24 protein-coding genes and 1 tRNA gene are annotated in these 25,526 nt (G+C 68.4%); 12 read left to right on the plus strand and 13 right to left on the minus strand.

The features are described from left to right. The 5 genes from Ssi02_RS19035 to Ssi02_RS19055 form a co-directional block, all read right to left on the minus strand. A partial coding sequence (locus tag Ssi02_RS19035) for a type II secretion system F family protein (protein ID WP_239129057.1) occupies positions 1 to 518 on the minus strand: 518 nt, incomplete at its 3' end. Positions 519 to 1,083: 565 nt separating this feature from the next. Continuing rightward, entirely contained in the window at positions 1,084 to 1,836 is a 753-nt protein-coding gene (locus Ssi02_RS19040; protein WP_239129059.1) for a type II secretion system F family protein, read from the minus strand. Positions 1,837 to 1,981: 145 nt separating this feature from the next. After that, positions 1,982 to 3,190 carry a TadA family conjugal transfer-associated ATPase gene (locus tag Ssi02_RS19045; protein ID WP_239129062.1) on the minus strand — a complete coding sequence of 403 codons (1,209 nt, stop codon included), beginning with the start codon at positions 3,188 to 3,190 and terminating at the stop codon, positions 1,982 to 1,984. 474 nt (positions 3,191 to 3,664) lie between these two features. Then, on the minus strand, positions 3,665 to 4,738 hold the full coding sequence (gene ssd, locus Ssi02_RS19050; RefSeq protein ID WP_204027258.1) for a septum site-determining protein Ssd: 1,074 nt from the start codon (positions 4,736 to 4,738) through the stop codon (positions 3,665 to 3,667). 1,492 nt (positions 4,739 to 6,230) lie between these two features. Then, positions 6,231 to 7,016 (minus strand): Fic family protein, encoded by a 786-nt coding sequence (locus tag Ssi02_RS19055; RefSeq protein WP_204027260.1) that lies wholly within the window; start codon positions 7,014 to 7,016, stop codon positions 6,231 to 6,233. A gap of 456 nt (positions 7,017 to 7,472) precedes the next feature. Between Ssi02_RS19055 and acs the strand changes: the two genes are divergently transcribed. From acs to Ssi02_RS19085, 6 genes are all read left to right on the plus strand, one after another. Continuing rightward, positions 7,473 to 9,458, plus strand: a complete 1,986-nt coding sequence (acs, locus tag Ssi02_RS19060; protein ID WP_204027262.1) for an acetate--CoA ligase — start codon at positions 7,473 to 7,475, stop codon at positions 9,456 to 9,458. Between the two features lie 233 nt (positions 9,459 to 9,691). Continuing rightward, entirely contained in the window at positions 9,692 to 10,861 is a 1,170-nt protein-coding gene (nhaA, locus tag Ssi02_RS19065) for a Na+/H+ antiporter NhaA (protein ID WP_239129064.1), read from the plus strand. A 32-nt stretch (positions 10,862 to 10,893) separates the two neighbouring features. Further along, positions 10,894 to 11,427, plus strand: coding sequence for a phage holin family protein (locus Ssi02_RS19070; RefSeq protein WP_204027266.1), 534 nt, complete (start codon positions 10,894 to 10,896; stop codon positions 11,425 to 11,427). Next, a complete protein-coding gene (locus tag Ssi02_RS19075) occupies positions 11,417 to 12,334 on the plus strand; it encodes an alpha/beta fold hydrolase (protein WP_204027267.1) in 918 nt (305 codons plus the stop codon). The genes Ssi02_RS19070 and Ssi02_RS19075 overlap by 11 nt, the downstream gene beginning before the upstream one ends. Then, complete coding sequence (locus Ssi02_RS19080; RefSeq protein WP_204027268.1) at positions 12,335 to 12,811, plus strand: DUF309 domain-containing protein; 477 nt, start codon at positions 12,335 to 12,337, stop codon at positions 12,809 to 12,811. Between the two features lie 92 nt (positions 12,812 to 12,903). After that, positions 12,904 to 13,458 (plus strand): HEAT repeat domain-containing protein, encoded by a 555-nt coding sequence (locus tag Ssi02_RS19085; RefSeq protein ID WP_204027269.1) that lies wholly within the window; start codon positions 12,904 to 12,906, stop codon positions 13,456 to 13,458. On the opposite strand, the gene Ssi02_RS19090 is transcribed toward Ssi02_RS19085, so the two are convergent. Next, entirely contained in the window at positions 13,455 to 14,102 is a 648-nt protein-coding gene (locus Ssi02_RS19090) for an NUDIX hydrolase (protein WP_204027270.1), read from the minus strand. The two genes, Ssi02_RS19085 and Ssi02_RS19090, sit on opposite strands and share 4 nt — an antisense overlap. Before the next feature lie 95 nt (positions 14,103 to 14,197). Beyond that, entirely contained in the window at positions 14,198 to 14,938 is a 741-nt protein-coding gene (nth, locus tag Ssi02_RS19095) for an endonuclease III (protein WP_204027271.1), read from the minus strand. Positions 14,939 to 15,413: 475 nt separating this feature from the next. Between nth and Ssi02_RS19100 the strand changes: the two genes are divergently transcribed. Beyond that, the gene (locus Ssi02_RS19100; protein ID WP_204027272.1) at positions 15,414 to 16,094 is read left to right on the plus strand and encodes a Crp/Fnr family transcriptional regulator; all 681 of its coding nucleotides are present in this window, start codon (positions 15,414 to 15,416) and stop codon (positions 16,092 to 16,094) included. On the opposite strand, the gene Ssi02_RS19105 is transcribed toward Ssi02_RS19100, so the two are convergent. The 4 genes from Ssi02_RS19105 to sp36 are packed head-to-tail and all read right to left on the minus strand — an operon-like array spanning position 16,095 to position 18,294. Continuing rightward, on the minus strand, positions 16,095 to 16,871 hold the full coding sequence (locus Ssi02_RS19105) for an MBL fold metallo-hydrolase (protein ID WP_239129066.1): 777 nt from the start codon (positions 16,869 to 16,871) through the stop codon (positions 16,095 to 16,097). Beyond that, positions 16,868 to 17,683 (minus strand): NUDIX hydrolase, encoded by an 816-nt coding sequence (locus tag Ssi02_RS19110; RefSeq protein ID WP_204027273.1) that lies wholly within the window; start codon positions 17,681 to 17,683, stop codon positions 16,868 to 16,870. Before Ssi02_RS19110 ends, Ssi02_RS19105 begins: the two co-directional genes overlap by 4 nt. After that, the gene (locus tag Ssi02_RS19115) at positions 17,684 to 18,142 is read right to left on the minus strand and encodes a RidA family protein (RefSeq protein WP_204027275.1); all 459 of its coding nucleotides are present in this window, start codon (positions 18,140 to 18,142) and stop codon (positions 17,684 to 17,686) included. Beyond that, positions 18,139 to 18,294, minus strand: coding sequence for a Sp36 family protein (gene sp36, locus Ssi02_RS19120; RefSeq protein ID WP_204027277.1), 156 nt, complete (start codon positions 18,292 to 18,294; stop codon positions 18,139 to 18,141). The genes Ssi02_RS19115 and sp36 overlap by 4 nt, the downstream gene beginning before the upstream one ends. 159 nt (positions 18,295 to 18,453) lie before the next feature. Between sp36 and bagA the strand changes: the two genes are divergently transcribed. Both bagA and bagB read left to right on the plus strand, forming a co-directional pair. Further along, positions 18,454 to 19,467, plus strand: a complete 1,014-nt coding sequence (gene bagA, locus Ssi02_RS19125; RefSeq protein ID WP_204027279.1) for an ATPase BagA — start codon at positions 18,454 to 18,456, stop codon at positions 19,465 to 19,467. A gap of 23 nt (positions 19,468 to 19,490) precedes the next feature. Next, positions 19,491 to 20,648, plus strand: a complete 1,158-nt coding sequence (bagB, locus tag Ssi02_RS19130; protein ID WP_204027281.1) for an ATPase BagB — start codon at positions 19,491 to 19,493, stop codon at positions 20,646 to 20,648. 163 nt (positions 20,649 to 20,811) lie between these two features. Here bagB and Ssi02_RS19135 read toward each other — a convergent pair whose 3' ends face one another. After that, positions 20,812 to 21,108: a WhiB family transcriptional regulator gene (locus Ssi02_RS19135; RefSeq protein ID WP_093168852.1), complete on the minus strand. Its 297-nt coding sequence runs from the start codon at positions 21,106 to 21,108 to the stop codon at positions 20,812 to 20,814. Between the two features lie 306 nt (positions 21,109 to 21,414). Here Ssi02_RS19135 and Ssi02_RS19140 point away from each other — a divergent pair, with 306 nt between their 5' ends. Beyond that, complete coding sequence (locus Ssi02_RS19140) at positions 21,415 to 23,697, plus strand: transglycosylase domain-containing protein (RefSeq protein ID WP_239129068.1); 2,283 nt, start codon at positions 21,415 to 21,417, stop codon at positions 23,695 to 23,697. 249 nt (positions 23,698 to 23,946) lie between these two features. Here the strand turns inward: Ssi02_RS19140 and Ssi02_RS19145 are convergent, their stop codons facing one another. Further along, positions 23,947 to 24,402 (minus strand): GatB/YqeY domain-containing protein, encoded by a 456-nt coding sequence (locus Ssi02_RS19145; protein WP_204027285.1) that lies wholly within the window; start codon positions 24,400 to 24,402, stop codon positions 23,947 to 23,949. Positions 24,403 to 24,484: 82 nt separating this feature from the next. Here Ssi02_RS19145 and Ssi02_RS19150 point away from each other — a divergent pair, with 82 nt between their 5' ends. Together Ssi02_RS19150 and Ssi02_RS19155 are read left to right on the plus strand one after the other, a co-directional pair. Next, a complete protein-coding gene (locus tag Ssi02_RS19150; protein WP_239129069.1) occupies positions 24,485 to 25,378 on the plus strand; it encodes a metallophosphoesterase in 894 nt (297 codons plus the stop codon). Positions 25,379 to 25,449: 71 nt separating this feature from the next. Continuing rightward, positions 25,450 to 25,523 (plus strand) — tRNA-Pro (locus Ssi02_RS19155). Positions 25,524 to 25,526 lie beyond the last annotated feature (3 nt).

Below are 25,526 nucleotides of genomic sequence, written 5' to 3' on the forward strand. Positions count from 1 at the left end.
CCGGCGATGGTCGGCACGATGCCCAGCAGCACGAAGGCGGGCAGGAAGCAGAGCCCCAGCGGAGCGACGGCGTAGACGCCGACGCGGCGGGCTGCGGCCATGGACGTGGCATGTGCTGTGTGGCGGGTGTCGTCGGCCAGGCGGGTGAGCATCTCGGCCATCGGCGCACCGGTGTCGGCGGTGCGGGTCATGGCGCGTGCCCACTGGGTCAGGACCGGTTCGGTGCCCAAGGCGTGCCACGCCGAGGCGGGAGTGGCACCGAGCCGCAGGCGACCGCTCACTTCTGCCAGCCGTCCGGCCAACGGGCCACCGGTCGCGGCGGAGGTGGCCTCGATCGCGGACAGGAGTGAACACCCCGCACGCAAACATGCCCCCATGAGCTCAAGCGCGAAGGGCAGGTCGTTGAGCAACTGCCGGCGTTCCAGGCGTACCTTCTGAGATCCGAGTCGACGAAGGAACATGTGAGTGGCCACTGCCGCCACGAGGCCGAGCACGACTCCGGGAAGCCCGCCCAACACCAGCGTGAACACTCCTAGGGCGCAGGCTGGGACCACGAGCGGGTGAAAGCTCTTTCTTGTGCGGTCTGTGTCGGGAGGGGCCTGGCGTGAGTGTTGCGGGACATGTACGACTGTGGGCGGTGCGAGTGGGGCTGACGTCGAGAAGGAGTTCTGATGCGGCACGTTTTGGAACCGCCCGGACCGTCTGCTCAGCAACTGGGGTGACGACGGATGTGATGAAGCGGTGTGTTGGTAGCGAGCGTCACGTCCTGGTCGTGTCGGCGGCATAAGGCGGCGCAACCGCGCCCCAGAGGCGTGCGGAGCCGCCCAACTCCAGACTGCCAGGCATGAAAAGATCAACATGAGGGCTATCACTGCTTGGCTCCCTTTCCCGGCAGGGAGAGCCCGGGTCGGCTCCCGCCCTCACGGCGTTCGCATCCACGCCGGCCACACCTGCCAGGCAAGGTTCCGTATCCACCTGACTGCCCCGCAACGGACCCACCCCACAGAACCAACCGCGCATCACATCTCCACAACCTGTGTCAGACGGCCACGTGTACCGCTGGAGTCGGACACTCATGGCTGCCTATGTCTGTTGAGCGAGGACGACCATGCGGTGGATCCACCACAGGCCGAGAAGGTTCAAGAGCACGCCTAAGACCAGGCATGCGAGACCGATGGGACCGCCGAACAGAAAAGCCAGCGGGTTCATGCCCAGGGCAACAGCCATGAGGATGCCGAGCAGCGGAAGGGCGGCTAGGAGTTTGGCGGTGGCGCGAGGGCCGGCCAGGTGTGCGGTGAGTTCTTCGTGATGGCGGGTCGAGTCGCGGACGGAGGAGGCCACGCGGTCCACCAGCGGAGCCGGAGCTGCCCCCGTGGAGCGGCTTGCCTGCCAGCAGGCGGCGAGCCGACGGAGACCTTCCGCGCCGGGATGGGAGGCGATTGAGAGCAGTGCCGCAGCCACGTCGCCGCCGTCGCGGGCGCTGGCTATGACTGGGGCAAAGGCGGCAGAGACGGGAGGAGCGGTCGCCGAGGCGGCGTGGACTACCGCGTCGGTAGGGGTTCGGCCGGCGGTTAGCTCGGCCGAGATGCTTTGGCATAGTTCGATCACCGTGTTGCGCCAGAGACGTGCCTCGGCGGCACGGCCGTACAGGGCTTTGATTTTGTGCGCGGTTTTGCTCTTTTCCAGGTGACGTCGCACCTCTCGCAGGGGGCTGTGCTCGGGACTGCTGTCGGGCGAAGATCGTTGTGTACGGCGGAGCCGTCTCGTGGCCTCGTCCGGTCTGGACCAGGTCCAGACGGCGATCGCCAGGGCGAGAACGGTGAGAGTCTCCAACATCGCAGTGTCCTATCCCGACCTGTATCGCACAGAACGCTCTCGGGCTTCGTGCTTCCTGGGCACGTCTACGAACGCGGCTGGCCGCCTTAAGCAACGACACAGTGCGGTGACAAGCTCTCCGGCACAACGGTCTCCTGCTCTCCGACTACGGCATGTGGGGCGGGCGTGTGCTTCGTGTGCTGTGGGTTCGCTTGCGAAGTGTGTTGAGGGCGGTGCCCGGGACGATGTTTCCCTCTGGAGTGATGGTCAGGGCTGGGGCGACGTCCACGAGACCGTTGGGGAGGCGGTTGAGCAGGCAGATTTCGGCGACTCTACGTCGGCCGCCCGGTTGGTCTCGTGTGAGGTGGATAACCGCATCGAGGGCTGCGGCCAGCTGACTGTGCAAAGCCTCTCGGGTGAGGCCTGCGGCGCAGGCTAGTGCCTCCAGGCGGGGAGGCACGTCTGAGGCGGTGTTGGCGTGGAGGGTGCCGCAGCCGCCTTCGTGGCCGGTGTTCAGTGCGGCCAGCAGAGTCACGACCTCTGCTCCGCGGACTTCGCCCACTACCAGGCGGTCGGGGCGCATGCGTAGGGCCTGGCGGACCAGGTCTTGCAGGTCTACCCCGCCTACGCCCTCGAGGTTGGCGGGGCGGGACTCCAGGCGGACCACGTGGGGATGTCGGGGGCGCAACTCCGCGGAGTCCTCCACCAGTAGTAGCCTCTCGGCCGGGTCGGCCAGTGAAAGCAAGGCTGAGAGCAGGGTTGTCTTGCCTGTGCCTGTGCCGCCGGTGACCAGGAAGGCCAGCCTGGCGTCGACGATGCCGGTGAGGATGTTCACTGCGCCTGCGGGCACGGCTCCCATCTCCACCAGGTCGGACATGGTGAAGGTGCGGCGGGGTGGAAGCCTCAAGGACAGGCAGGTGCCGCCCGGTGCTATCGGTGGAAGGACCGCATGGAGGCGGACCCCACCGGTAAGGCGCACGTCCACGTGAGGGGAGGCGTCGTCCAGTCTTCGGCCCGCCGCTGCGGCGAGTCGCTGGGCCAGGCGACGGACGGCTTCGTCATCTGGGAACGAGACGGAGGTGCGACGTAGGCCTAGGCCGTCGTCGACCCATACGTCCTTTGGACCGTTGACCAGGATGTCGGTGACGTCTGGACCGGTCAGCAGGGACTCAAGCGGTCCTGCGCCGATCAGGTCGGCGCATAGTGCTCGGGCCACGGCCAGGACCTCGGCATCGCCCAGCACTGCCCGTTCGGCCCTTAGCGCGACGGCCACTTGAGCTGCCGTCGGCTCGCCTCCCGAACGCGCGAGCCTCAGGCGGACCGCCTCGACCAGGTCGGGCGACACCATGGGGTGTTCATGATCTGTGACGCGCATGGCTCCTCTTGGGATGTGAGCAGGTTGCCGGAAGACGGCCCACCTCGGGGCATAACCTCTGCACGAGCGAACACCTGATGCGTTTGCGTCCCCTTGGTTCCCGGATCCGCGCAGGCGGCCGACAAGCTCCCTCCCGCCCGTACGGACCCGAATCGGGGTGAACTCCACCCCTGTCACTCACACCCGGAATCGTGGTAAGCCAGAAGGGGTCACTTGCCGCTGGTGCCGGCCGGCGATCCTCGACAGCACCAACAGCAGCCACCAGGTTGTCGGTCACCGTTTGTCTCCTTCGACGGACCCCATGAACTGGGGTGCGAGCATTGCCCAGGAACGTCGCGCACAGCCTGGGAAGCGGTGCACCGCGGCCAAGGGGGGACGGGTCTCCACGGTCGCGCGCCGACCAGTAGGGGTTACTTGCCGCTAATGCCGGCCGGCGATCCTCGACAGCACCGACACCGGCCCCCACGTCCCAGCTCATCGCTTACCTCCTTCGAAAGAGCTCACGAACTGGGGCGTGAGCAGGTTGCCCAGGAACGTCGCGCACAGCCTGGCGAGCGGTGTGCGCGAGCCGAGGGGTGGTGGGTCTCCTCGGTTGAGGGCGAGGGCTAGGCGTGGTTGGTCGGAGAGGATGCCGGCTCGCGGGATGCCCAGTGACTCGCACACCACCTCTTCGTCGAGGACGCCTTCGCGCACCACGGCGCGGACGTCGCCTGTGTGTTGTTGCAGGCAGGTCAGCACCTGGCCGCTCGACAGGACGCCCCTGACGTCGGCCGTGACCACCAGGAGGGTGGACGTGGCGCGGGTGAGGGCTTCTGCGGCCGCCGGGTTCAGGTGACGTGGGAGGTCGACGACGACCAGGTCGAAGCCGCGCTGCCCTGCTTGCAGCACCGAACGCATCGCCTCTGCGGGGATCGCTTCGGCGGAGCCTCGGTGGAAGGCGAGGACGGCCAATTCGTCGATCGAAGGCAGTGCGGCGTGAAGAGCGGTGCAGCTGATGCGGCCCTCGCGGGCCACCAGGTCGGACCAGCGGGCTCCTTCTGCGGCCTCCTGGCCGAGCAGGGTGTCGATGCCGCCGCCCAAGGGGTCGGCGTCAACTAGCAGAGTCCGTAACCGCCTGCGTGAACCGCTCACGGCCAGGGCCGCGGCCAGCACGCTCGCGCCGGCACCGCCTCGACCGCCGACTACGCATATGGTCAGCCCCGCTCGGGTCACCGGCTCCACCGCGTCGGCGAACTCGTCCACAAGGCGGCGTTCGGCGGCAGGGAGTTCCACCACCCCTTGCGCGCCTATGGCCACACATCTGCGCCAGGTGGCCGCGTCGTCTTCTCTCTTCGTGACCAAGAGGACTCGGTCGCGAGGCGGGGGCGCCATCCTCGCCACGGCGTCGGCCGCGTCGTCGCCGACGACGACCATCGGGGCCCGGGTCCAGAAGGGACGTGCGTGGACAGCGGCATGTGCGACGTCCAGCTCCACTCCTGCCGCCGCCGCGATGCGGAGCAGGTCGTCAAGAAGGTCTTCGTCGTGGGTGACGATCAGTGGGCGGTTCATCGAGGCCTCCCGGGTCCGTGGGAGGCCCAGGATGACTGAACCTCTGAGGCCGCCGCGGGGCCCAGCGCGCTTCTGTGGATAACCGCCGATGGCGCTGCTCTCCTGTGGACAACCAGGCTGTCTGCGCACGGGGAAGAGACAGGTGCTCAACCCCTCAAAGCAGGCGTTCAGCCCCCAAAGCAAGTACTCAGCCCCCCAAAGGAGGCGCTCAGCCCCCCAAAGCAGGCGCTCAGCCCCCCAAAGCAGGCGCTCAGCCCCCCAAAGCAGGCGCTCAGCCCCCCAAAGAGGGAGACACGACGACGAGCGGCTGATGATCACGAGCTTCGTTTGGGTTTGCCGGACGAGACGCGGCTCAGCAAGGCACCGCCCTCATGTGCCAATGCAAACGGCCCTGCACGACCGTGAAGCGCCTCACAGGCGATCAGAAGGGGCGCGGCAAGGTGATGGGAGGGAGGACGCTAAGCGGGGGCGACAGGAAGCCCTGAGGTCCACGGCGCACAGCACCCGGTGCCGCGGAGAGGTGAGCGACGGCGGACCGCACCCACAGACGGCACGCGCGGCAGGACAGGTGACAGGTGACACAAGACCGGCAAGCCCAACAACAAGCGCCCCAGCTGGACAAGGGCGCACCGCCGGCCCCACTCACGCCAAGCCCGGACAGATGACGGAACATCCCAAGAGCAACCATCCCCAACGCAAGCCCGGACGCGCCGCCAAGAACAAGGCTCTGCCGTACGTCCCGCCGGTTGAAAGGTGGCTAGAGATAAGGCGACCCCCGCCGGGGGGGAGAGCGGGGGTCGCCGACCGGTCCGGCTCCGGGGGGGTAGAGCCGGTCCCGTTTCGGAAGAAAGCCTTTCAACACTTAACCAAAGCATGGCATGGAAGTAGCAAAGCATGCCCCATGCACAGTCGCTCCAGTTTAGGGAGATACCACCGTATGGTGCCCGATCAACGCGAGTTTCGTCGAGGAGGAATCTACGATTTCCGCTAGATTTTTCAGAGTAACGGCGCAACTACAAACCGTAACGATGTCCGTTTGCTCCGACATCTAACCGACAACCCTCACCGTGAGTGATCAACAAGCGAAGCCCTTCGCACGATCACCGGCCCCTACCTCAACCCCCACGACAAGCCACGCGTGCCATAAGCGAACTTCGTCCACCAATGCCCACCCGGTTGGTAAAGCTGTCGGAACCGGGTCTTCCCATCAGCGCGAATCCGACGTAGAAAGGGTTTACGGACAACTTGTCCGGGGCACGGCCCCGGGTACCCACGCGCGACCAGCCGCGGGAGGCGCGTCGAGACGGGCTTGACCCGATCCGACGAATACAGGTGCACGCTTGGTAACCCGGTGTGACGTGTGAGCGACGGCGTCTCTTCCAGGGACGCCGTTCGCTATGTCCCGCGACAGAAGCCGACACAAGCTCGACAGAGCTGACGGGAACCAGCGGAAGCCCACGGAAGCCGGCGAAAGCGAACCAAGAGCGGCGGCTCACCCCCGCTGCATCGCCTCACAGATCGCCGTGGCCTCACGCACGCCCAGGGTGACGGCCGCGGCGCAGTGTTTCACCCAAGTGCCCACCCCGTCCGGCGTGCCGGTGAGGTAGGCCGCCAGCGCCTTCGGATAGTCCGCCCCGAGTTCCGCGTGACCGGCCTCCACAGCGGCGAGCGACTTGGGGTCCAGGCCGAACTCCACCAGCGTGAGCCGCTCCGCGGCGCGGGCGACGATGCCGTCCGCCGTGCCGAAGGGGCGCAGCACCGCGAGTTCGGCGTGCACGATCGCGGCGAGGATCAGCGCGGGGGCGGCGCTCTGGCCGGTGAGCAGGGCGACCAGGGCGTCGACGCGGGCGGCGGTCTCGGCGGCGCCGGGGGCCGCCCCCAGGTGGAGGGGGTCGGGAGTCTCGTCGCCTGTGCGGGGGCGGCCCAGGCGGGGTTCGGGGGCCAGGCCGGCGGCGGCGAGGGTGTGAAGGCGGGCGAGGACCTGCCGGGGGGCGGTGCGCCAGGTCTTGCCGAGGCGGCCGAGTTCGGCCGTGACGCGCAGGGCGCCTTGGACCACGGGATCGGTGACCTCTTCGCGGCGGATCGCGGCGAGGGGCACGTCAACGCCTTCCAGGGCCGCTGAGGCGCGGGCGCCGTGCAGGGCGGACTCGGCGGAGACCTCGGGGCTTCTGCGGCGCAGCACGCGGTGGCGGTAGAGCCGGTCGACGGCTTCCCTGGCCTGCTGAACGGTCTCTGTCACACCGGGAAGGTCGGCGATGGCTGCCAGTGGGTCGCTCACGAGCCCAGACCCTATCGGCCGCGTATCGCCGCGCCCGCGCGGGTCACCTCGGCGCGGCCTCACCGAGGAGTTTGCCTTCCTCGCGGGAGAGGACCGTCGGCGACGCCCAATCGGCACTGATTCCCGGCACGACATGGTGATCCAGGCGGGATTTCGGCGCCCGGAACCACGAGATCGACAAGTCCGCAAACCCGCCGTCAGTGCAGAGATCTAGTTTCGCTATATTGCGGTATTACAACGTTTCAGACCCAATTGTCATAATCCTGTGAACAACGAACCGATCAACATTCTCTTCGGTACAGACCTGTCTAGACCTCTTGTGGTAAGCGCCTACCGCCTGGTGAAGTGGGGACGGAACCAGACAGAATCAGGCCCGGTACGGCGAAGCCGACCCCGAGTCCGCGCGGCCACCTGGCCGGGCGAGCGCGGCCTTTGGACCATGTGAAGGAGTATGTAGTGGCGGCGGACACCCCTGGTCGCGATCCCGTTGAGACCCAGGAAACCCTGTCGAACCTCCTGCAGGAAACCCGAAAGTTCGCGCCTCCCGCCGAACTGGCCGAGAGTGCGAACGTCACTGCCGCGGCCTACGAGGAGGCCGCGGCCGATCGACTAGCGTTCTGGGAGCGCGCCGCGGAGCGTCTGACCTGGGACCGGCGTTGGGACACCACGCTTGAGTGGAATCCGCCGTTCGCCAAGTGGTTCGTCGGCGGCAAGCTGAACGTCGCCTACAACTGCGTCGACCGCCATGTCGAGGCCGGCAACGGCGACAAGGTGGCCTACTACTGGGAGGGCGAGCCGGAAGGCGACAGCCGTACCCTCACTTATGCGGATCTGAAGCGCGAGGTGTCGAAGGCCGCCAACGCCCTGCAGGAGCTGGGTGTGGCGAAGGGCGACCGCGTCGCGATCTACATGCCGATGATCCCGGAGCTCCCCATCGCGCTGCTGGCGTGCGCGCGCATCGGGGCGATCCACTCGGTGGTGTTCGGCGGGTTCTCGGCGAGCGCGCTGAGCGGGCGCATCCTGGACGCGGACGCGAAGGTCGTGATCACGGCCGACGGCGGGTTCCGCCGCGGTGCGCCGAGCGCGTTGAAGCCGACGGTGGACGAGGCGCTCAAGGAGTGCCCGGACGTCACCAGTGTGCTGGTGGTCCGGCGCACCGGCCAGGAGATCGACTTCAACGACCGCGACGTGTGGTGGCACGACCTGGTGGACCGGCAGAGCGAAGAGCACGAGCCGGTGCCCCACGACGCCGAGGACCCGCTCTACATCCTCTACACGAGCGGCACGACGGGCAGGCCGAAGGGCATCCTGCACACGACGGGCGGCTACCTGACGCAGACGGCGTGGACGCATCACGCGGTGTTCGATCTCAAGCCTGAGACGGACATCTACTGGTGCACCGCGGACATCGGCTGGGTGACCGGGCACTCGTACATCGTGTACGGGCCGCTGGCCAACGGCGCGACCAGCGTGATCTACGAGGGCACGCCGGACACGCCGCACAAGGGCAGGTTCTGGGAGGTCGTGCAGAAGTACAAGGTCACGATCCTCTACACGGCGCCCACCGCGATCCGGACGTTCATGAAGTGGGGCGACGACATCCCCGCGAAGTTCGACATGTCGAGCCTGCGTGTCCTGGGCAGCGTGGGTGAGCCGATCAACCCCGAGGCGTACGTCTGGTACCGCGAGCACATCGGCGGCAGCCGCTGCCCGGTCGTGGACACGTGGTGGCAGACCGAGACAGGCGCCATCATGATCAGCCCGCTGCCCGGTGTGACCGCCGGCAAGCCGGGCGCGGCGATGCGCCCGCTGCCGGGCATCACCGCCGACGTGGTCGACGACCAGGCCCAGTCGGTGCCGAACGGGGGTGGCGGCTTCCTCGTGGTCCGCGACCCGTGGCCGGCGATGCTGCGCACGATTTGGGGTGACGACCAGCGCTACATCGACACCTACTGGTCCCGCTTCGACGGGATGTACTTCCCCGGCGACGGCTCAAAGAGGGACGAGGACGGCGATCTGTGGCTGCTCGGCCGCGTCGACGACGTCATGCTCGTGTCGGGGCACAACATCTCGACCACCGAGGTGGAGTCGGCCCTGGTCTCGCACCCGAAGGTCGCCGAGGCGGCCGTGGTGGGCGCGACCGACCCGGTGACGGGGCAGGCGATTGTGGCGTTCACGATTCTTCGCGGCAGTGCGGAGGAAAGCGCGGACATCGCGGCGGAGCTTCGCAACCATGTCGCCAAGACCTTGGGCCCGATCGCCAAGCCGCGGCAGATCCTCGTCGTGCCTGAGCTGCCGAAGACCCGGTCCGGCAAGATCATGCGCCGTCTCCTCAGGGATGTGGCGGAGAACCGCTCCCTGGGGGACGTGACGACGCTGACCGACGACTCGGTGATGAACCTGATCGCCACCAAGTTGCCGTCGGCCAAGAGCGAGGACTGACCCCGCGCGAATCCCGAAAAGTGCGGATCACGGCCTCGTGATCCGCACTTTTTATGGCTAATCGAACCCCGGAAGTGATCTTTAATGCGGCTTGGGTAAACTAGCGCACAGGTGTGCCGGGAAGTCTGGTCGGCTCTAGTCAGCCGTCCCGATATAACCAGCCACCTAGGGGGATCATGCGGCGCGCAGCCCAAGTCTGGCCCGTCAGACCAACCGTTCGATATGCCCGGCAGATGGCCGAGGCTCTGCGGACGGAGACGATCGGTGGCGTGGTGATGCTGATCGCCACTGTGGTCGCCCTGGTCTGGGCAAACGTCTCGTACGAATCCTACGACGCGCTGCGCACCATGAAGATCGGCCCGGAAGCACTCCATCTCAACCTGGAACTCGTGAAGTGGGCCCAGAACGGCCTGCTGACGATCTTCTTCTTCGTCGCCGGACTCGAGGTCAAAGAGGAGTTCGTCCACGGCGAACTCGCCAATCTCAAAAAGGCCGCGCTCCCCATCATCGCCGCTATCGCCGGCATGGCCGTACCCGCTCTGGTGTATCTCATCGTGAGCTGGGGAGCCCCCGACGCGGCGCGAGGCTGGGCCATTCCGACAGCGACCGACATCGCCTTCGCACTGGCGGTGCTCGCGGTCACGGCTTCGGCGATGCCGGCGTCGCTACGGGCGTTCCTACTGACCTGCGCCGTGGTCGACGACCTCGGCGCGATCACGATCATCGCGTTCTTCTACACCAGCGGGCTGAACTTCGTCATGCTCGGTCTCGGGGTGCTATTCCTCGCGGTCTACTGGATTCTCCAGCGGCAGCGGGTCAACAAGGGGTGGGTTCTCGTGCCCGTCGCCCTTCTGACGTGGTATTTCGTCGAATCCAGCGGCGTGCACGCGACCGTCGCCGGAGTGGCGCTGGGCCTGCTCACCAGGGTGCACAGCGACCCCGGCGAGGACTATTCCCCAAGCGAGCGCGCCGACCATCTCGTGCGGCCGGTCTCCGCCGGCTTCGCCGTACCGATCTTCGCCTTTCTCTCGGCGGGAGTGCTGCTCGACGCCAAGAGCCTATCTGCGGCCTTCACCGACAGGGTCGTGCTCGGCGTGATCGCCGGGCTGCTCATCGGCAAATTCCTCGGGGTCTTCGGCGGCGCCTGGTTGTCCGTACGCCTGGGGCTCGCACGATTGTCCGACGAGCTCCACTGGCGTGACATGGCTGCCGTGTCTATCCTCGGCGGAATCGGTTTCACCGTCTCCCTGCTGATCGGCAACCTCGCCTACGCAGACGACGTCACCCGGGCCAACGCGGTGACCGCGGGGGTGCTGGCCGCGAGCCTCGCGGCCAGTGTCGCGGCCGCGGTCTTGCTCCGAGTGCGCATACGGACCCGTCTTAATGCGCAGGATGATGTTTGACACCATCCCGCCGCTCCCGATAGGAGATCGTCATGCCGCAGACTCCGGCTCCGCCGACTGAGGGGGAATCCCTAGGCGCCTTGGTCGCCGAGGCGACCAACCACATCTCGACCCTGATCCGTTCCGAAATCGAACTCGCCAAAGCCGAGGTCAAATTCGACGCCAAGCGGGTCGGCACCGCGAGCGGGTTGTTCGCGGCGGCGGCCTTCGTCGCCCACCTGTGCCTGATCCTCGCCTCGTTCACGCTCGCCTACGGCCTGATCGCGGCCGGGCTCTGGCAATGGGCGGCCTTCGGCATCGTGACGCTGATCTACCTGATCGCCAGCGGCCTGCTTGCCTTCATCGGTTATCGCAGGCTGAAGGGCCTGTCCGGGATGAAGCGCACCACCCGGACGCTACGCGATCTCAAAGACATCGCAAACGTCGACGGCAAGGAGCCGGCGATCCAGCCGTACGGTGCCCCCGGCCGGGACGTCCTGCCCACGGCGGGACAGGTCGGCGTGCACCGCGTGCCCTTGGAGGGCGATGTGAGAGTCGCCGGCGGTAAGGCCGGCGATGTCGCCTGACGAGTCGCTGGTAGGGGTCGAGGGACCCTGGCGGCACCGATCGGTGCACGCGGGCGGCACACGCTTCCACGTGGCCGAGGCGGGCGAGGGACCGCTGGTGCTGCTGCTGCACGGGTTTCCGCAGTTCTGGTGGACCTGGCGGCATCAGCTCGAGTCCCTGCCCGCCGCCGGCTATCGCGCGGTCGCGGTCGACCTGCGGGGATACGGCGCGAGCGACAAGCCTCCGCGGGGATACGACCTGCCGACGCTCGCGGGCGACGCGGCCGGGCTGATCCGCGCGCTCGGCGAGACCTGCGCGGTCGTGGTGGGGCACGACTGGGGCGGGCTGCTCGCCTGGACGATGGCCGCACGCCACCCGAAGGTGGTCCGCCGCCTCATCGCCGTCTCGGCGCCGCATCCGCTGCGTCTGCGCTCGGCGCTGTTCGGCGACACGCGGCAGCTCAGAGCTTGGCGGTTCGCGCTCGGGTTCCAGGTGCCGGTCCTGCCGGAGCGGCGGCTGACGCGCCGCGACGGGGCCCTGGTCGGCAAGCTGCTCGACCGCTGGTCGGGGCCGTCCTGGCCGGATGAGAGTGTGTCGCGGCGCTACCGGGAGATGTTCCGCATCTCCGGGGTGGCGCACTGCTCGCTGGAATATCACCGCTGGTTCTTCCGATCGCAGTTCCGCCCGGACGGGCTGCGGTTCGCCCGGCGTATGCGCGCCGAGATCGAGGCGCCCACATTGCAGCTGCACGGCGCACTGGACCGCTGCGTCCTGCCGCGCACAGCGCAGGGATCGGGCCGCTACGTGGCCGCGCCCTATAGGTGGCGGCTGCTAGAGGGGTCCGGGCATTTCCCGCACGAGGAGCGGCCGGAGCAGTTCGACGCCGAGCTGCTGGGCTGGCTGGCCGATCCCGAACCGGAGCGTTAGATGAGCGTCCCACGCGATCGTGACACCGGCGGCAGGCCGCTCAACGCGCGGCCTCGCGACTCGCTGGGCCGGCCCATGCCGTACGGCGCGGCGGGGGCGGTCCCGCGCATCCCGGAGGACTACGCGCCGGGCCCCGCAGAGGCGGTGGCCGAGGCGCTGCGCCTGCTGGACGAGCGGCGCCCCTTCCACGCGCATGAGGTGCTGGAGGCGCGGTGGAAGACGGGGCCCGAGGGCGAGCGGAGGCTTTGGCAGGGGCTCGCCCAGATCTGCGTGGGGTTGACGCACTTGCAGCGAGGCAACCCGCGTGGGGCCACGGCGCTGCTCACCCGCGGCGCGGAGCGGGTCGAGAGCCACGCCACCGACCAGTACGGCATAGCCACCGAGGCCGTCGCCGAGGCGGCGCGGCGGCTGGCGGGCACGGAGCACCCGGACCCCGAGGCGGCCATCGCGCTGATCAGGCGGACGCTCGGTCCCTGATCGGCCCTGCTGTTGATCCCTTATGGAGGGCACTGCGCCGACACGCCGCGCACACAGGAGGAATGCACTCTGTGTAGCGCTATCGTGACTTCATGTCGAGCATAGAGGAGATCCGTGAGCTGATCGAGGCCGCCCTGTCCGACGGCAACCCTGACGGGCCCGTGCGCTGGCAGGCCGTGGCCGACCTGCAGCAACGAGGTGATCTCGCGACTTTCACCGAGGCCAGACGGCTGTGCGCGGGCGCGACGCCGGCCGAGCGCACGCTTGGGGCGGACATCCTCGGGCAGCTCGGCATGCCGGGACGTCCGTTCACCGACCGCAGCCTGCCTGTGTTGCGTTTTCTCGCGGCCAGTGACGACGACCCGCTGGTGCTCTATTCGGTGCTGATCGCCCTCGGCCATCTGCGTGACCGCCGGGCGCTGCCGACCGTGGTGGACCTGTCGCGGCATGAGGACTCGCGGGTGAGATACGGCGCGGCCTACGCGTTGCCCAACGTGATCGGCGATCCGCCCGATCCGGCGGGCCTCGCCGCCTTGCGCGATCTGACGTCCGACGCCGACAACGACGTGGCCGAGTGGGCGTCCCTGGGTCTCACCCTCGCGATGGGCGGCAAGCTGGAGGACCGTGTGGAGGACGCCGGGCGTTAGCGGCTCGCCGTGAGGCGCAGGGAGCCGGGAGGCAGGTCCTCGACGCGTGAGGGGTCCCAGGGCCGCTCGAAGCCGCCCGCGGCGAGCACGCGGTCGAGCACCCCGGCGGTGAAGCCCCAGACGAGCAGCCCGCGCACGCGGAAGGCCGCGCCGAGGTAGCCCCCCGGCGCGCGCACACGCAGGCGGTTGCCGGGGTCGCACAGCTCGGCCAGGGGCACACGCTCGACCGACTCGACCTCGTCGGGAGCGGCGGCGTGCACGGCCGAGGGGGTGTGCCACCAGCCGATCACGGGGGTCACGCGGTTGTCGCTCGCCCCGACGTACAACTCGGGGAGCACGCCCACGAGGGCGACGCCGCGGGGATCGACGCCGGTCTCCTCCTCGGCCTCGCGCAGGGCGGCGCCCTCGGGGCCGCCGTCGCCGGGGTCGACGCCGCCGCCGGGGAAGGCGGGCTGGCCGGCGTGGAGCCTGCCCCGGGCGCTGCGCTGGATGAGCAGGACGTCGGGCCCGTGCGGCCCCTCACCGAACAGCAGGAGGACCGCTGCCTGCCGTCCTCCGCTCGCCGGGGGCCGGAGATAAGCCGGGACCGTGGCGGTCCCGGCCGTGACGGCGAGCGTGGTCAGCCACTCGGGCACGTGGGTCAATGGGCACCTCCGCACATGGTCAACACCTGGAGTCCTCAAGCGCTTCCCTCAAGCGGGAGGGCTCACGCCGCACGAAGAAGGCCGGGCAAGGGGCGTCACGAGAAGGGGCCGGGACGGACGAGCTTGGCGGCCGCCACGGGGTCTGTCGGGCCCGTGCCATATGCCGGGCAGAGGTCGGCCAGGGGGCATGCGCCGCAGGCGGGCTTGCGGGCGATGCAGATGCGGCGGCCGTGCCAGATGATGCGGTGGGACATCACGGTCCACTCGCGTTTGGGGATCAGCGAGCCGACCTCGTGTTCGATTTTGACCGGGTCGGTCTCGGTCGTCCAGCCGAAACGCCGGGTAAGCCGCTGAAAGTGGGTGTCCACGGTGATGCCGGGCACGCCGAAGGCATTGCCGAGCACGACATTGGCGGTTTTGCGGCCGACGCCGGGGAGGGTGACGAGGTCTTTGAGGCGTCCTGGCACCTCGCCGCCGTAACGCTCGCAGACGGCCTGGGCCATGCCGATGATGCTGGTGGTCTTGGCGCGGAAGAAGCCGGTCGATCGGATGATCTCTTCGAGCTCGGCGCGGTCGGCTGCGGCGTAGTCCTCCGCGGTCTGATACTTCGCAAAGAGGACAGGAGTCACCATGTTCACTCGCTTGTCCGTGCATTGCGCCGAGAGGATCGTGGCGACGAGCAACTCCAGCGGATTGCCGTAGTCGAGCTCGCAGTGGGCGTCGGGGTAGGTCTCGCCGAGGATGCGATTCATCCGCCGCGCTCGCCGGACCAGTCCGAGCCGCGTCTCGGGGGCAGGCCGGGAGCCGCCGCCGGGCACCGTCGCATTCGTCGCCATGTCGCCAGCGTAGGGCTTCACCGGAGGCGGTTGGGCGCCCTTGGCGGCCCGGTTCCGGAGTGGCCGGAACAGGCTCCCAGCCTCCCGAGCAGGAATAGATGGGTAAAAATCATCATTCACACTAACCGCACCACGACATCTGGATCTTCTCGACAGCCGCCGGGAAACCCCGGCAGACAGCCGACACCCAGCGAACATCCAGGCAATCGTGGGCAAAGAGGCCGGAAATAGACACCTTTTACCCAGTTATGCCTGTTTGTCCGTACACTTCGCCCTGAGACTCGTGGTGGCCGACAGCTCACGCACGCTGGCACATCGTGCTTCCGCGGGGATCCGGCTCATGCGACGGGCGTATCGGACAAAGGCCAACGGGGGGAGTTTCCGGCCTTTACCGACATCCGGACGCCCCATGCGTACGCCTCCCCCATGACCCGCCCCATGGCGTGCGTCACAATGGCTTGCAGAGGAGGCAGGAGTGAACACCGACGACGTGCTGGGCAAGGCCCCCCTGTTCGCCGCGCTTGATCGCGAGGGCGCAGCCGCACTGCGCACCAGCATCACCGAGGTCGAATTGTCCAAGGGACAGACGCTCTTCAGTGAAGGCGAGACCGGCGACCGGCTCTACGTGGTGCTGGAGGGCAAGATCAAACTTTCACGGACGGCCCCCGACGGCAGAGAGAATCTGCTAAGTGTGCTTGGGCCCAGCGAGATGTTCGGCGAACTCTCCCTGTTCGATCCACGACCACGCACGGCTTCGGCCATCGCGCTGACAGACGTGCGGCTGGCCGGGCTCGGCCACGACGACCTCCGCCCCTGGCTCACCGGCCGTCCCGAGGTGGCCCTCCACCTCTTGCGCGCCCTGGCCCAGCGGCTACGCCGTACCAACGACGTGCTGGCCGACCTGGTCTTCACCGACGTCCCCGGCCGGGTCGCCAAGGCCCTCCTCGACCTCGCCGACCGCTTTGGCACCCGCACCGAGGACGGCCTTCGAGTGCACCACGACCTCACTCAGGAGGAGCTCGCCCAGCTGGTGGGCGCCTCCCGGGAGACGGTCAACAAGGCGCTGGCCGACTTCGCTCAGCGTGGATGGTTGCGCATCGAGGCCAAGGCCGTGGTCATCATGGACATCGAGCGGCTGCACAACCGCTCGCGCTGATCAACGCCGCGCCAGGTAGGCGAGCTGGGCCCGCACCGACATCTCGGCGGCGGGCCACAACGCCCGGTCCACCTCCGCGTAAACGATCTCGACGATCTCGCGCGGGGTGCTCGCCCCGACGGCTTGCGCGGCTCTGATCTGCGCCAGGCGCTCGCGGCGGTGGGCGACATAGCCGTTCAGAGTGCCGGCCGGGTCGGTCAGCACCGGGCCGTGCCCCGGCAGCAGCACCTCCGCCGCCAGCGATCCGACCAGGTCGCGCAGGCGGTCAAGAGTGTGAAGATAGTCGGCCAGGTCGCCCTCCGGGGCGATCACCGTCGTGCCCCGCCCCAGCACCGTGTCACCGGTCAGCATGGCCCGGTCCTGCGGCAACCACAGGCACACCGAGTCGAAGGTGTGCCCGGGGGTGAGGTGCACCCGCAGCTCCGCGCCCGGCACCTCGATCACGTCGCCCTCGGCCAGTCCCTCGCCGCCGAGGCGGTGGCGCGGATCGACCGCCCGCACCGGGGCACCCGTGAGCTCGGCGAAGCGCCGGGCGCCGCCGCTGTGGTCGTCGTGGCCGTGGGTCAGCACGATCTGGGCGACCCGCCGCTCACCGACGTGCGCGGCCACCCGCCGGAGGTGGACCTCGTCGTCCGGGCCGGGGTCGACCACGATCACCGCGTCGCCGCCGCCGACCACCCACGTGTTGGTGCCGTCGAGGGTCATGACCGACGGGTTCGGGGCGAGGATGTTGACGGCGTGTGCCGTACGCGCCCCCTCGGGGCCTTGAGCGCTCATCTGGCGTCCTCAGGAATGATCAGCCGCAGCTCGCCGCCGACGTCGGCGACCTCCGGCATGTACGTGACGATGGTGCGGTCGGCGGCGAACACGTCGGCGGCCCGGGTGTAGGGCACCAGCTCGCTCAACGTGCGATAGGTCGGCGGCATGAGGAAGATCCGGCCGCTCTCCCCCTGCACGACCGCCTCGGCGGGAGAGATCCAGACGACCTTGTCCGCCTCGCCGCCGACGTCGCGGGCGCGCTGGCCCTCGGGAAGCACCGCGACGAAGAAACGGGTGTCGAACCGCTTGAACTCGACCTCCGGGGTGATCCAGTGCCCCCACCCCCGCAGCAGGTCGGATCTGAGCACAAGCCCGTGTTTGGCGAGAAAGTCGGCGAACGACAGCGTGCGGCCGATCAGCGCCAGCCGATCGGCCTCGAAGACCTCGCCGGTCGTGTCGGCCACCACGGAGTCCGGGCCGGGGCCCGCGAGTAGCACACCCGACTCCTCGAAGGTCTCGCGTACGGCGGCGCACACGAGGCCGCGTGCCGTCTTCTCGTCCGAGCGAAGGATCATGGCCCATTCGGCCGGAGAGGGCCCCGCCCAGGCGACCGTACGGTCTGTGTCCCGCGCGTCCACCGAGCCGCCAGGAAACACGTATGCGCCCGCGGCAAAGGCCATGCTGGCCTTGCGCCGCAGCAGATAGACCTCCAGGCCGTCACGGAGCACCACGACGGTCGCGGCGTCGCGGGCGGGCACCGGGGCCAGCCGTCCGGCGATCATGTCCCTGGCGCGCCCGCGGAACTCCTCCGAGAGCGGAGCCCCGCGCATTCAGCGCACCTCGGCCACGAACTCCACCTCGACCGGCGCGTTCAGCGGGAGCGTCGCGACGCCGACGGCGCTGCGCGCGTGCTTGCCGGCCTCGCCGAGCACCTCGCCCAGCAACTCGCTCGCGCCGTTGCCCACCAGGTGCTGGGAGGTGAAGTCCGGCGCGCTGGCGACGAAGACGACGACCTTGACGATGCGCACGATGTTCGACAGGCCACCCGCCACCGACGCGATCGCCGCGAGGCCGTTCAAGGCGCACATGCGGGCCTGCTCCTTGGCGACCTCCACCTCGACCTCGGCGCCGACCTTCCCGGTCACCGGCAGCTTGCCGTCGACCAAGGGGAGCTGCCCCGAGGTGTAGACGTAGTCGCCGGTGCGCACGGCCGGCACATAGGCGGCCAGCGGCGGCACGATCTCGGGCAGCGTCAGCCCGAGCGCCGCCAGCCGCTGCTCGGGGGTCATGCCTTCTCCCGCTTGAAGTAGGCCACGAGCTGCTCGGTGCTGGCACCCTGCACGACCTGCACAAGCTCCCAGCCGTCAGCCCCGAAGTTGTCGAGGATCATCTTGGTGTTGTGGATCAGCAGCGGAGCCGTAAGGTATTCCCATTTCTTCATGGGGCACACACTAACGGGACGGGCACCCTCCGCTTGTGACAAGGGCCACTCTCCTCGCATGCCTGGTCGGGCGGTGCCGGCGGGAAAAACACGGAGTGTGAGCCAATTCAACGACCCATGGGCAATTCCCGCACGTAACCGTTCGGTAGCCTTCAAATCGTGAGCGCTCGCGACACCGACTGGGACGGCGTACGGCTCCACGTCGTCACCGGCAAGGGCGGCACCGGGAAGACCACGGTCGCCGCCGCTCTCGCGTTGGCCCTCGCGGCGGAACGCCGCAAGGTCCTGCTGGTCGAGGTCGAGGGACGCCAAGGCATCGCGCAGGTCTTCGACATCCCGCCGCTCCCCTACGAGGAGCGCAAGATCGCGGTCGCCCCCGAGGGAGGCGACGTGCACGCATTGGCCGTCGACCCCGAAGAGGCCATGCTCGAATACCTGGAGATGTTCTACGGCATGCGCCGGGCGGGCAAAGCGCTCACCAAACTCGGCGTGGTCGACTTCGCCACCACCATCGCCCCGGGACTGCGCGATGTCCTGGTGACCGGTAAGACGAGCGAAGCCGTACGGCGGCGCGGGAAGAACGGGCGGCGTGTCTACGACGCGGTCGTGCTCGACGCGCCCCCCACCGGTCGCATCACCCGGTTCCTCAACGTCACCTCCGAGGTGGCCGGCCTGGCCAGGCTGGGGCCGATCAAGAACCACGCCGACATGGTGCGCGGTGTGGTCGCCTCACCCGAGACGAGGGTGCACTTCGTCACGCTCCTGGAGGAGATGCCGGTCCAGGAGACCCTCGACGGGATCGCCGAGCTCAAGGAGGCGCGGCTGCGCCCCGGCGGGATCTTCATCAACATGACGCGTCCGCCGATGTTCCCCAAGACCATCCTGGACGCCGCGGGCAAGGGGCGGTTCGACGTGGGCGAGCTCACGCTCGGCCTCAAGGCGGCGGGCCTCGCCGACGGGAACGACGCCCCGGCACTGGCCGAGTCGCTCGCCGAGGCCCTCGCGGCAGAGGTGGCCGACCATGCCCGCCGTACGTCCCTGGAGAGGCGGGAGAGGCGCACGCTGGCCGGGCCCGGGCTGCCGCGCTACGAGTTGCCTCTCCTGGCCGACGGCGTCGATCTGACCGGGCTTTACGAGCTCGCCGAGGCCATGCGGGCGCAGGGTGTGGCGTGACCGGATATGAGAGTGCAGCGCATATGAGAGTCAAGGCAGCACCGGTGCTCGACAGCGACGCCATCGTGGACGACCCGCGCACACGCATCATCGTGTGCTGCGGCGCCGGCGGGGTCGGCAAGACCACCACGGCCGCGGCCCTCGGGCTGCGGGCGGCCGAGCGCGGCAGGACCGTGGTGGTGCTGACCGTCGACCCGGCGCGCCGGCTCGCCCAGTCGATGGGGCTGACCCAGCTCGACAACGTGCCGCGCCGCGTCGAGGGCGTCGAGGGGCCCGGCGAGCTGCACGCGATGATGCTCGACATGAAGCGGACGTTCGACGAGATCATCGAGGCTCACGCCGATCCCGAGCGCGCCCAGCAGATCTTGACGAACCCCTTCTACCAGTCGCTGTCGTCCAGCTTCTCCGGCACGCAGGAATACATGGCGATGGAGAAGCTCGGGCAGCTCCGGCGGTCCGACGAGTGGGATCTCATCATCGTCGACACGCCGCCCTCCCGCTCCGCCCTGGACTTCCTCGACGCCCCCGAGCGCCTCGGGAGGTTCCTGGACGGGAGGTTCATCCGGCTGCTCACGGCCCCCGCCAAAGCCGGGGGGCGCAGTGCCTTCAAGCTGCTCAACGCGGGGTTCGGCATCGTCGCGGGGGCGATGACCAAGGTGCTCGGTGCCCACGTGCTCAAGGACATCCAGACGTTCGTCTCCGCGCTGGACGCCGTCTTCGGCGGCTTCCGGCAGCGGGCCGACCAGACCTACCGGCTCCTCCAGGCGCCCGGCACGGCGTTCCTCGTGGTGGCCGCTCCCGAGCGGGACGCCATGCGCGAGGCCTCGTATTTCGTGGAACGGCTCGCCGAGGAGCGCATGCCACTCGCCGGGCTGGTGGTCAACCGGGTGCACCGTACGACGGCGACGACCCTGTCGGCGGCGCGGAGCGCCGCGGCTGCGGAGGAGTTGGAGGCACGCGGGGAGCACGAGTTGACGGCGGCGGTGCTGCGGCTGCACTCGGGTCGCATGCAACTGGCTGCCCGCGAAAGCCGCGAGCAAGAACATTTCATCTCGGCCCATCCCACTGTGCCAGTCACTCAGGTTCCGGCCATGCCTGAGGACGTCCACGACCTCGACGGGTTGCGGCAGATCGGCGAGTTGCTCGCCCAAGGGCCACGAGGCGCACGTGTAGCTGGATGAGGCTGTCGGGTTGTCTTAGTAGTCGGGACAGGTGGGTGGTGAGCGGCCTATGGCCGGACACGGTGCTGTCCGGCCATAAGCGCTCGATTGATTGCTAAGGGTTCGGTGGGACCAGGTGTGAGCGTCGCGCCTGACCGAGAACCGAGCCGAACCTGAGGCAGACTCAGCCTGCGATCAGCTCGTTGGTCCGCTCGTATTCCTCCTTGGCAGACTCAAGCAAGTCCCGCCAGGAGGCGACATCAGGTCGCCGCCGAAGCAGCGCACGTCGTTCCCGCTCGGTCATCCCGCCCCAGACCCCGAACTCGATGCGGTTGTCTAGCGCATCGGCCAGGCATTCGGTACGGACCGGGCATCCTCGGCAGATGAGCTTCGCCCTGTTCTGGGCGGCACCCTGGACGAACAGAGCATCCGGGTCCGCACCTCGACAGGCGGCACGGGAGGTCCAATCCGTGATCCACATTTCGACCCCACTCCCCTTAGGTGGTCAGTCGTTTCGGCCGACGGGCGCGGGCGTCGAGCCTCCTTATTCAGTTGCCGCAGAGGAGAAGGTATGCAACAGGGCGTTCTCGCCGACAGCCCCCGGTCGGGCCAATTTCCCGCATGGTCACACGGGATCATGTGGCCGGGAATGACTAGTCACCCCCCCGAGACGCAAGCTGGGTCAAGGTGATATGGACTTTGAGTACCGATTAAGTCATCCAGCCGACGTACCCTAGGACGCGTGCAAGCTAAAGGCAAAGATCGAGCATCGGCTGTTACAACTCTCGTGCGGTTGATCGCCGCGGGAGGCGCCGCAGGCGTGCTGGCCGCTGCCGTGGCATTGCCCGCGATCGGCGGGGCCGGGGTCGCCACGAAATCCACCATCGACGACCTACGGCTCCGACCTGAGAAGCTTGACGAACCCCCGCTGCCTCAGAAGACGATCCTGCTTGACTCCAAGGGCAAGCAGTTCGCCCAGTTCTACTACCAGAACCGGGAAGAGGTCAGACTCGACCAGGTCGCGCCCGTGATGCAGGACGCGATCATCGCGATCGAGGACTTCCGGTTCTACGAACACGGCGCGATCGACATCGAAGGCACTCTGCGTGCCCTCGCCAAGAACCTCACGAGCGGCGGAGTCACCGAGGGCGGCTCGTCGATCACCCAGCAATACGTCAAGCAGGTGCTCGTCAACAAGGCCGAGACCGACGAGGAGAAGGCCGCCGCGATCGCGCCGACCGTCGGGCGCAAGCTCAACGAGCTCCGCTACGCGATGTGGGTGGAGTCGCAGTACACCAAGAAGGAAATCCTTGAGCGCTATCTGAACATCGCCTACTTCGGCGCGGGCGCCCACGGCGTGCAGGCGGCGGCCAAGCGGTTCTTCAACAAGCCGGCCTCGGCTCTGAGCTTGCATGAGGCGGCCACGCTGGCCGCCGCCGTACAGAGTCCCAGCGTCACCGACCCCGAAGCGGGGAGGAAGAGCCGCAAGCGGCTCGAAGACCGGCGCAACACCGTGCTCGACCGCATGGCCGAACTCAAGAAGGTCACGCCGGAGGAGGCCGCGGCGGCCAAATCCAAGAAGCTCGGCTACAAGGACATCCCCGCGCCCGGCGGGTGTGAGCAGAGCGCCTATCCGTACTTCTGCCTCTACACGCAGTTCGAGGTACTCGGCAACCCCGAGTTCGGCAAGACCGCGGCGGCCCGCCAGAAGTACCTCGCCCGCGGTGGACTCACCATCACGACCACGCTTGACGTGAAGATGCAGAAGGCCGCCGAGAAGGCGATCAAGAAGTTCGTCAACCCCTCGGACAAGCCGGTCGTCTCCGAGGCGATGGTCGTGCCCGGCACCGGCGCCATCAAGGCGATGGCCGCCAGCCGGAAATACGGCCAGAGCAAGAAGAAGAACCAGATGAGCTACAACGTCGTCGCCGACACGGCGCACGGCGGCGGTGACGGCTTCCAGGCCGGCTCGACACTCAAGGTCTTCACGCTGATCGCCGCCCTGGAGAAGGGCATGCGGTTCGGCGACGGCTTTAGCTCCGGCAAGGTCTACCACGCGCCCAGCACTTCGACCTTCCGCGACTGCAAGGGCAACCCGGTCGGTGAACCCAGCCACCCCGTGATGAACTCCAGCGAAGGCCCCGGCGGGTCCAAGAACCTCCAGACGGGCACCTGGGACTCCGTCAACACCTTCTTCATGCAGCTCCAGGCCAAGGTCGGGCTCTGCGAGACGGTCACACTGGCCAAGAAGATGGGTGTGAAGCGGGTCGACGGCGACAAACTCCGCGAAGTCGAGACCTTCACCCTCGGCGTCAACGAGATGGACCCCGTCACCCTCGCCAACGCCTACGCCACCATCGGGGCCCGCGGGAAGTATTGCGAACCGATGGCGATCACCGAGATCCGCGAGCGCGACGGCAAGACCAAGGCCTACAAGCCCAAGTGCAAGCAGGTGCTCGACCAAGAGGTCGCCGACGCCACCAGCTCCATCCTCTCCCAGGTGTTCACCCGGGGGACGATGTCCCGCGTAGGCGGACTGCCCGGCCGCCCCGCGGCCGGCAAGACCGGCACCACCGACGGTTACACGGCGGCCTGGTTTGCGGGCTACACCCCCGACCTCGCCGCCGCGGTCAGCGTCGGCGACACCCGCGGCGCCTTCCAGCACGACCTAGTCAACGTCGTCATCGGCGGCACGCACTACCCCTACGTATACGGTGCGTCGATCTCCGGCCCCGTCTGGAAGTCGTCCATGATCGACGCCCTCAAGGGAACCAAGGCCACGGGGTTCGTCCCGGTCAACACGGAGCGCTTCGCCGGCTGCACCAGCGCCTGCGCGCCCAAGCCCCCGCCGAAGCGCGAGGAGGGCGACCGCGGCGGAGACAACGACGGCGACGGCGGTGGTGACAACGGCGGCGGCGGAGACGGCGGCGACGGCGGAGGAGGCGACCAAGGCGACTTCGGCGGCGGCGACCAGGGCGACAACGAAGCGGGCCGCCCCGCGGGCAACGACAACCGCGGCAACGGTCGCGGGAACGGACGCGGCAACGCGCCGATCATCCCGACCGACTGACGGGCCTACGGCGTACAAAGTCCTCCGCGAGCGGCCGCTCGCGGAGGACTTCCGCTTTTCCGGGGTGTCTCTGCTTTCCCGGGTCCTTCTGCCTTCTTAGGGCCTTCCGCTTTCCCTGGTCCTTCCGCTCTCCTGGGCACTTTCCCCCTCCTCGGTACGGAGAGACCCTTGGGGCCTGGGATGCGTACGGAGAGACCCTCGTAACCGGGAACGCGTACTCCGCCGTGATCCGGAACGCCCGCCGGCCCGTCAGCCTGCCAGGCGGGCACGCACGGCGGCGGCCACCCGGCCACCCTCCGCGCGCCCGGCGACCTTGGGGTTCAGGACCTTCATGACCTGCCCCATCGCCCTCGGGCCCTCTGCGCCCGACTCCGCCACAGCCTCATCGACAAGCCGGGCGAGCTCCTCATCCGAGAGCTGGGCCGGAAGGTAACCCTCCAGCACCTCGTGCTCCTCGACCTCCAACCGCGCCTTCTCGGCCCGGCCGGCGCTCTCAAACGCCTCGGCGGCCTCCCGGCGCTTCTTCGCCTCCCGCGTCAACACCTTGACGATCTCGTCGTCGGAAAGCTGCCGAGCCTGCTTGCCCGACACCTCCTCGGTGCTGACGGCGGCGAGAACCATCCGCAGCGTCCGGGTGCGGATCTCGTCGCGGCCCTTGATCGAGGCCACGAGATCCGCCTGTAGCTTGTCCTTCAGTGCGCTCATGCGCACCATCTTGCCGCCTCTGAGCTCTACCTGGCTCCAGGGTTTTCTCTGTGAAGCTCATCAAGTCGGGCATGATGAACGAGTGAGGAAAGCAGTAGCGGTGCCCCTGTCCCTGCTCGGAGCCGGCGTGGCCGGCCTGGCCTACGCCTCGGTCGTCGAGCGCAACTGGTTCAGGCTGAGGCGATTCGAGATCCCCGTCCTGGCCCCGGGTCAACGCCCCGTGCGCATCCTGCACCTCACCGACCTCCACCTCACCCCAGGGCGGCGCATGCTGATCAACTGGGTGAGATCACTGGGCGACCTCCGGCCCGACCTCGTCGTCAACACCGGCGACTCCATCGCCCACCCGGAGGCCGTACCCGCCCTCCTCCACGCCTTGGAGCCCCTCCTCGACCGGCCCGGTCTCTTTGTCTACGGCTCCAACGACCTTTACGCGCCGGTGCCCAAGAACCCGCTCCGCTACCTCTGGAGCACCTCCAAGAACGCGCCTCGCAGAAAAACCACCAGCCTCCCCTGGCAAGACCTCGGCGCCGGCATGACCGCCGCCGGATGGCTGGACATGAACAACACCACCGCCCGCATCAAGGTCGGCGACTTCGACATCGCCGTCGGCGGCATCCACGACTCCCACATCGACCGCGACCGCTACGACCTCATAGCCGGCCCCGCCCCCACCGACGCCGACCTCCGCCTCGGCGTCATGCACTCCCCCGAACCCCGCAACATGACCAAATTCGCCGCCGACGGCTACCAACTCCTGCTCGCCGGGCACACCCATGGCGGCCAGGTCTGCATCCCCTTCTACGGCGCCCTGGTCACCAACTGCGGCATCGACCGCGCCCGCGCCAAGGGCCTCAGCCGCCACGACACCTCCTGGCTGCACGTCTCCGCCGGCCTCGGCACCTCCCCTTACTCCCCGGTCCGCTTCGCCTGCTTCCCCGAAGCCTCCCTCCTGACCCTGAGCCCCCGCCGCTAGGCCTTTTCTGTGACGCAAGCACACGCGAAGTCCGCTAGACTCTTCCAAGCAACGGCAAGCCGCCGGAGCACCGGGGTGTAGCGCAGCTTGGCAGCGCGCTTCGTTCGGGACGAAGAGGCCGTGGGTTCAAATCCCGCCACCCCGACCC

The organism is Sinosporangium siamense (genome assembly GCF_016863435.1).
GTDB classification, from domain to species: domain Bacteria; phylum Actinomycetota; class Actinomycetes; order Streptosporangiales; family Streptosporangiaceae; genus Sinosporangium; species Sinosporangium siamense.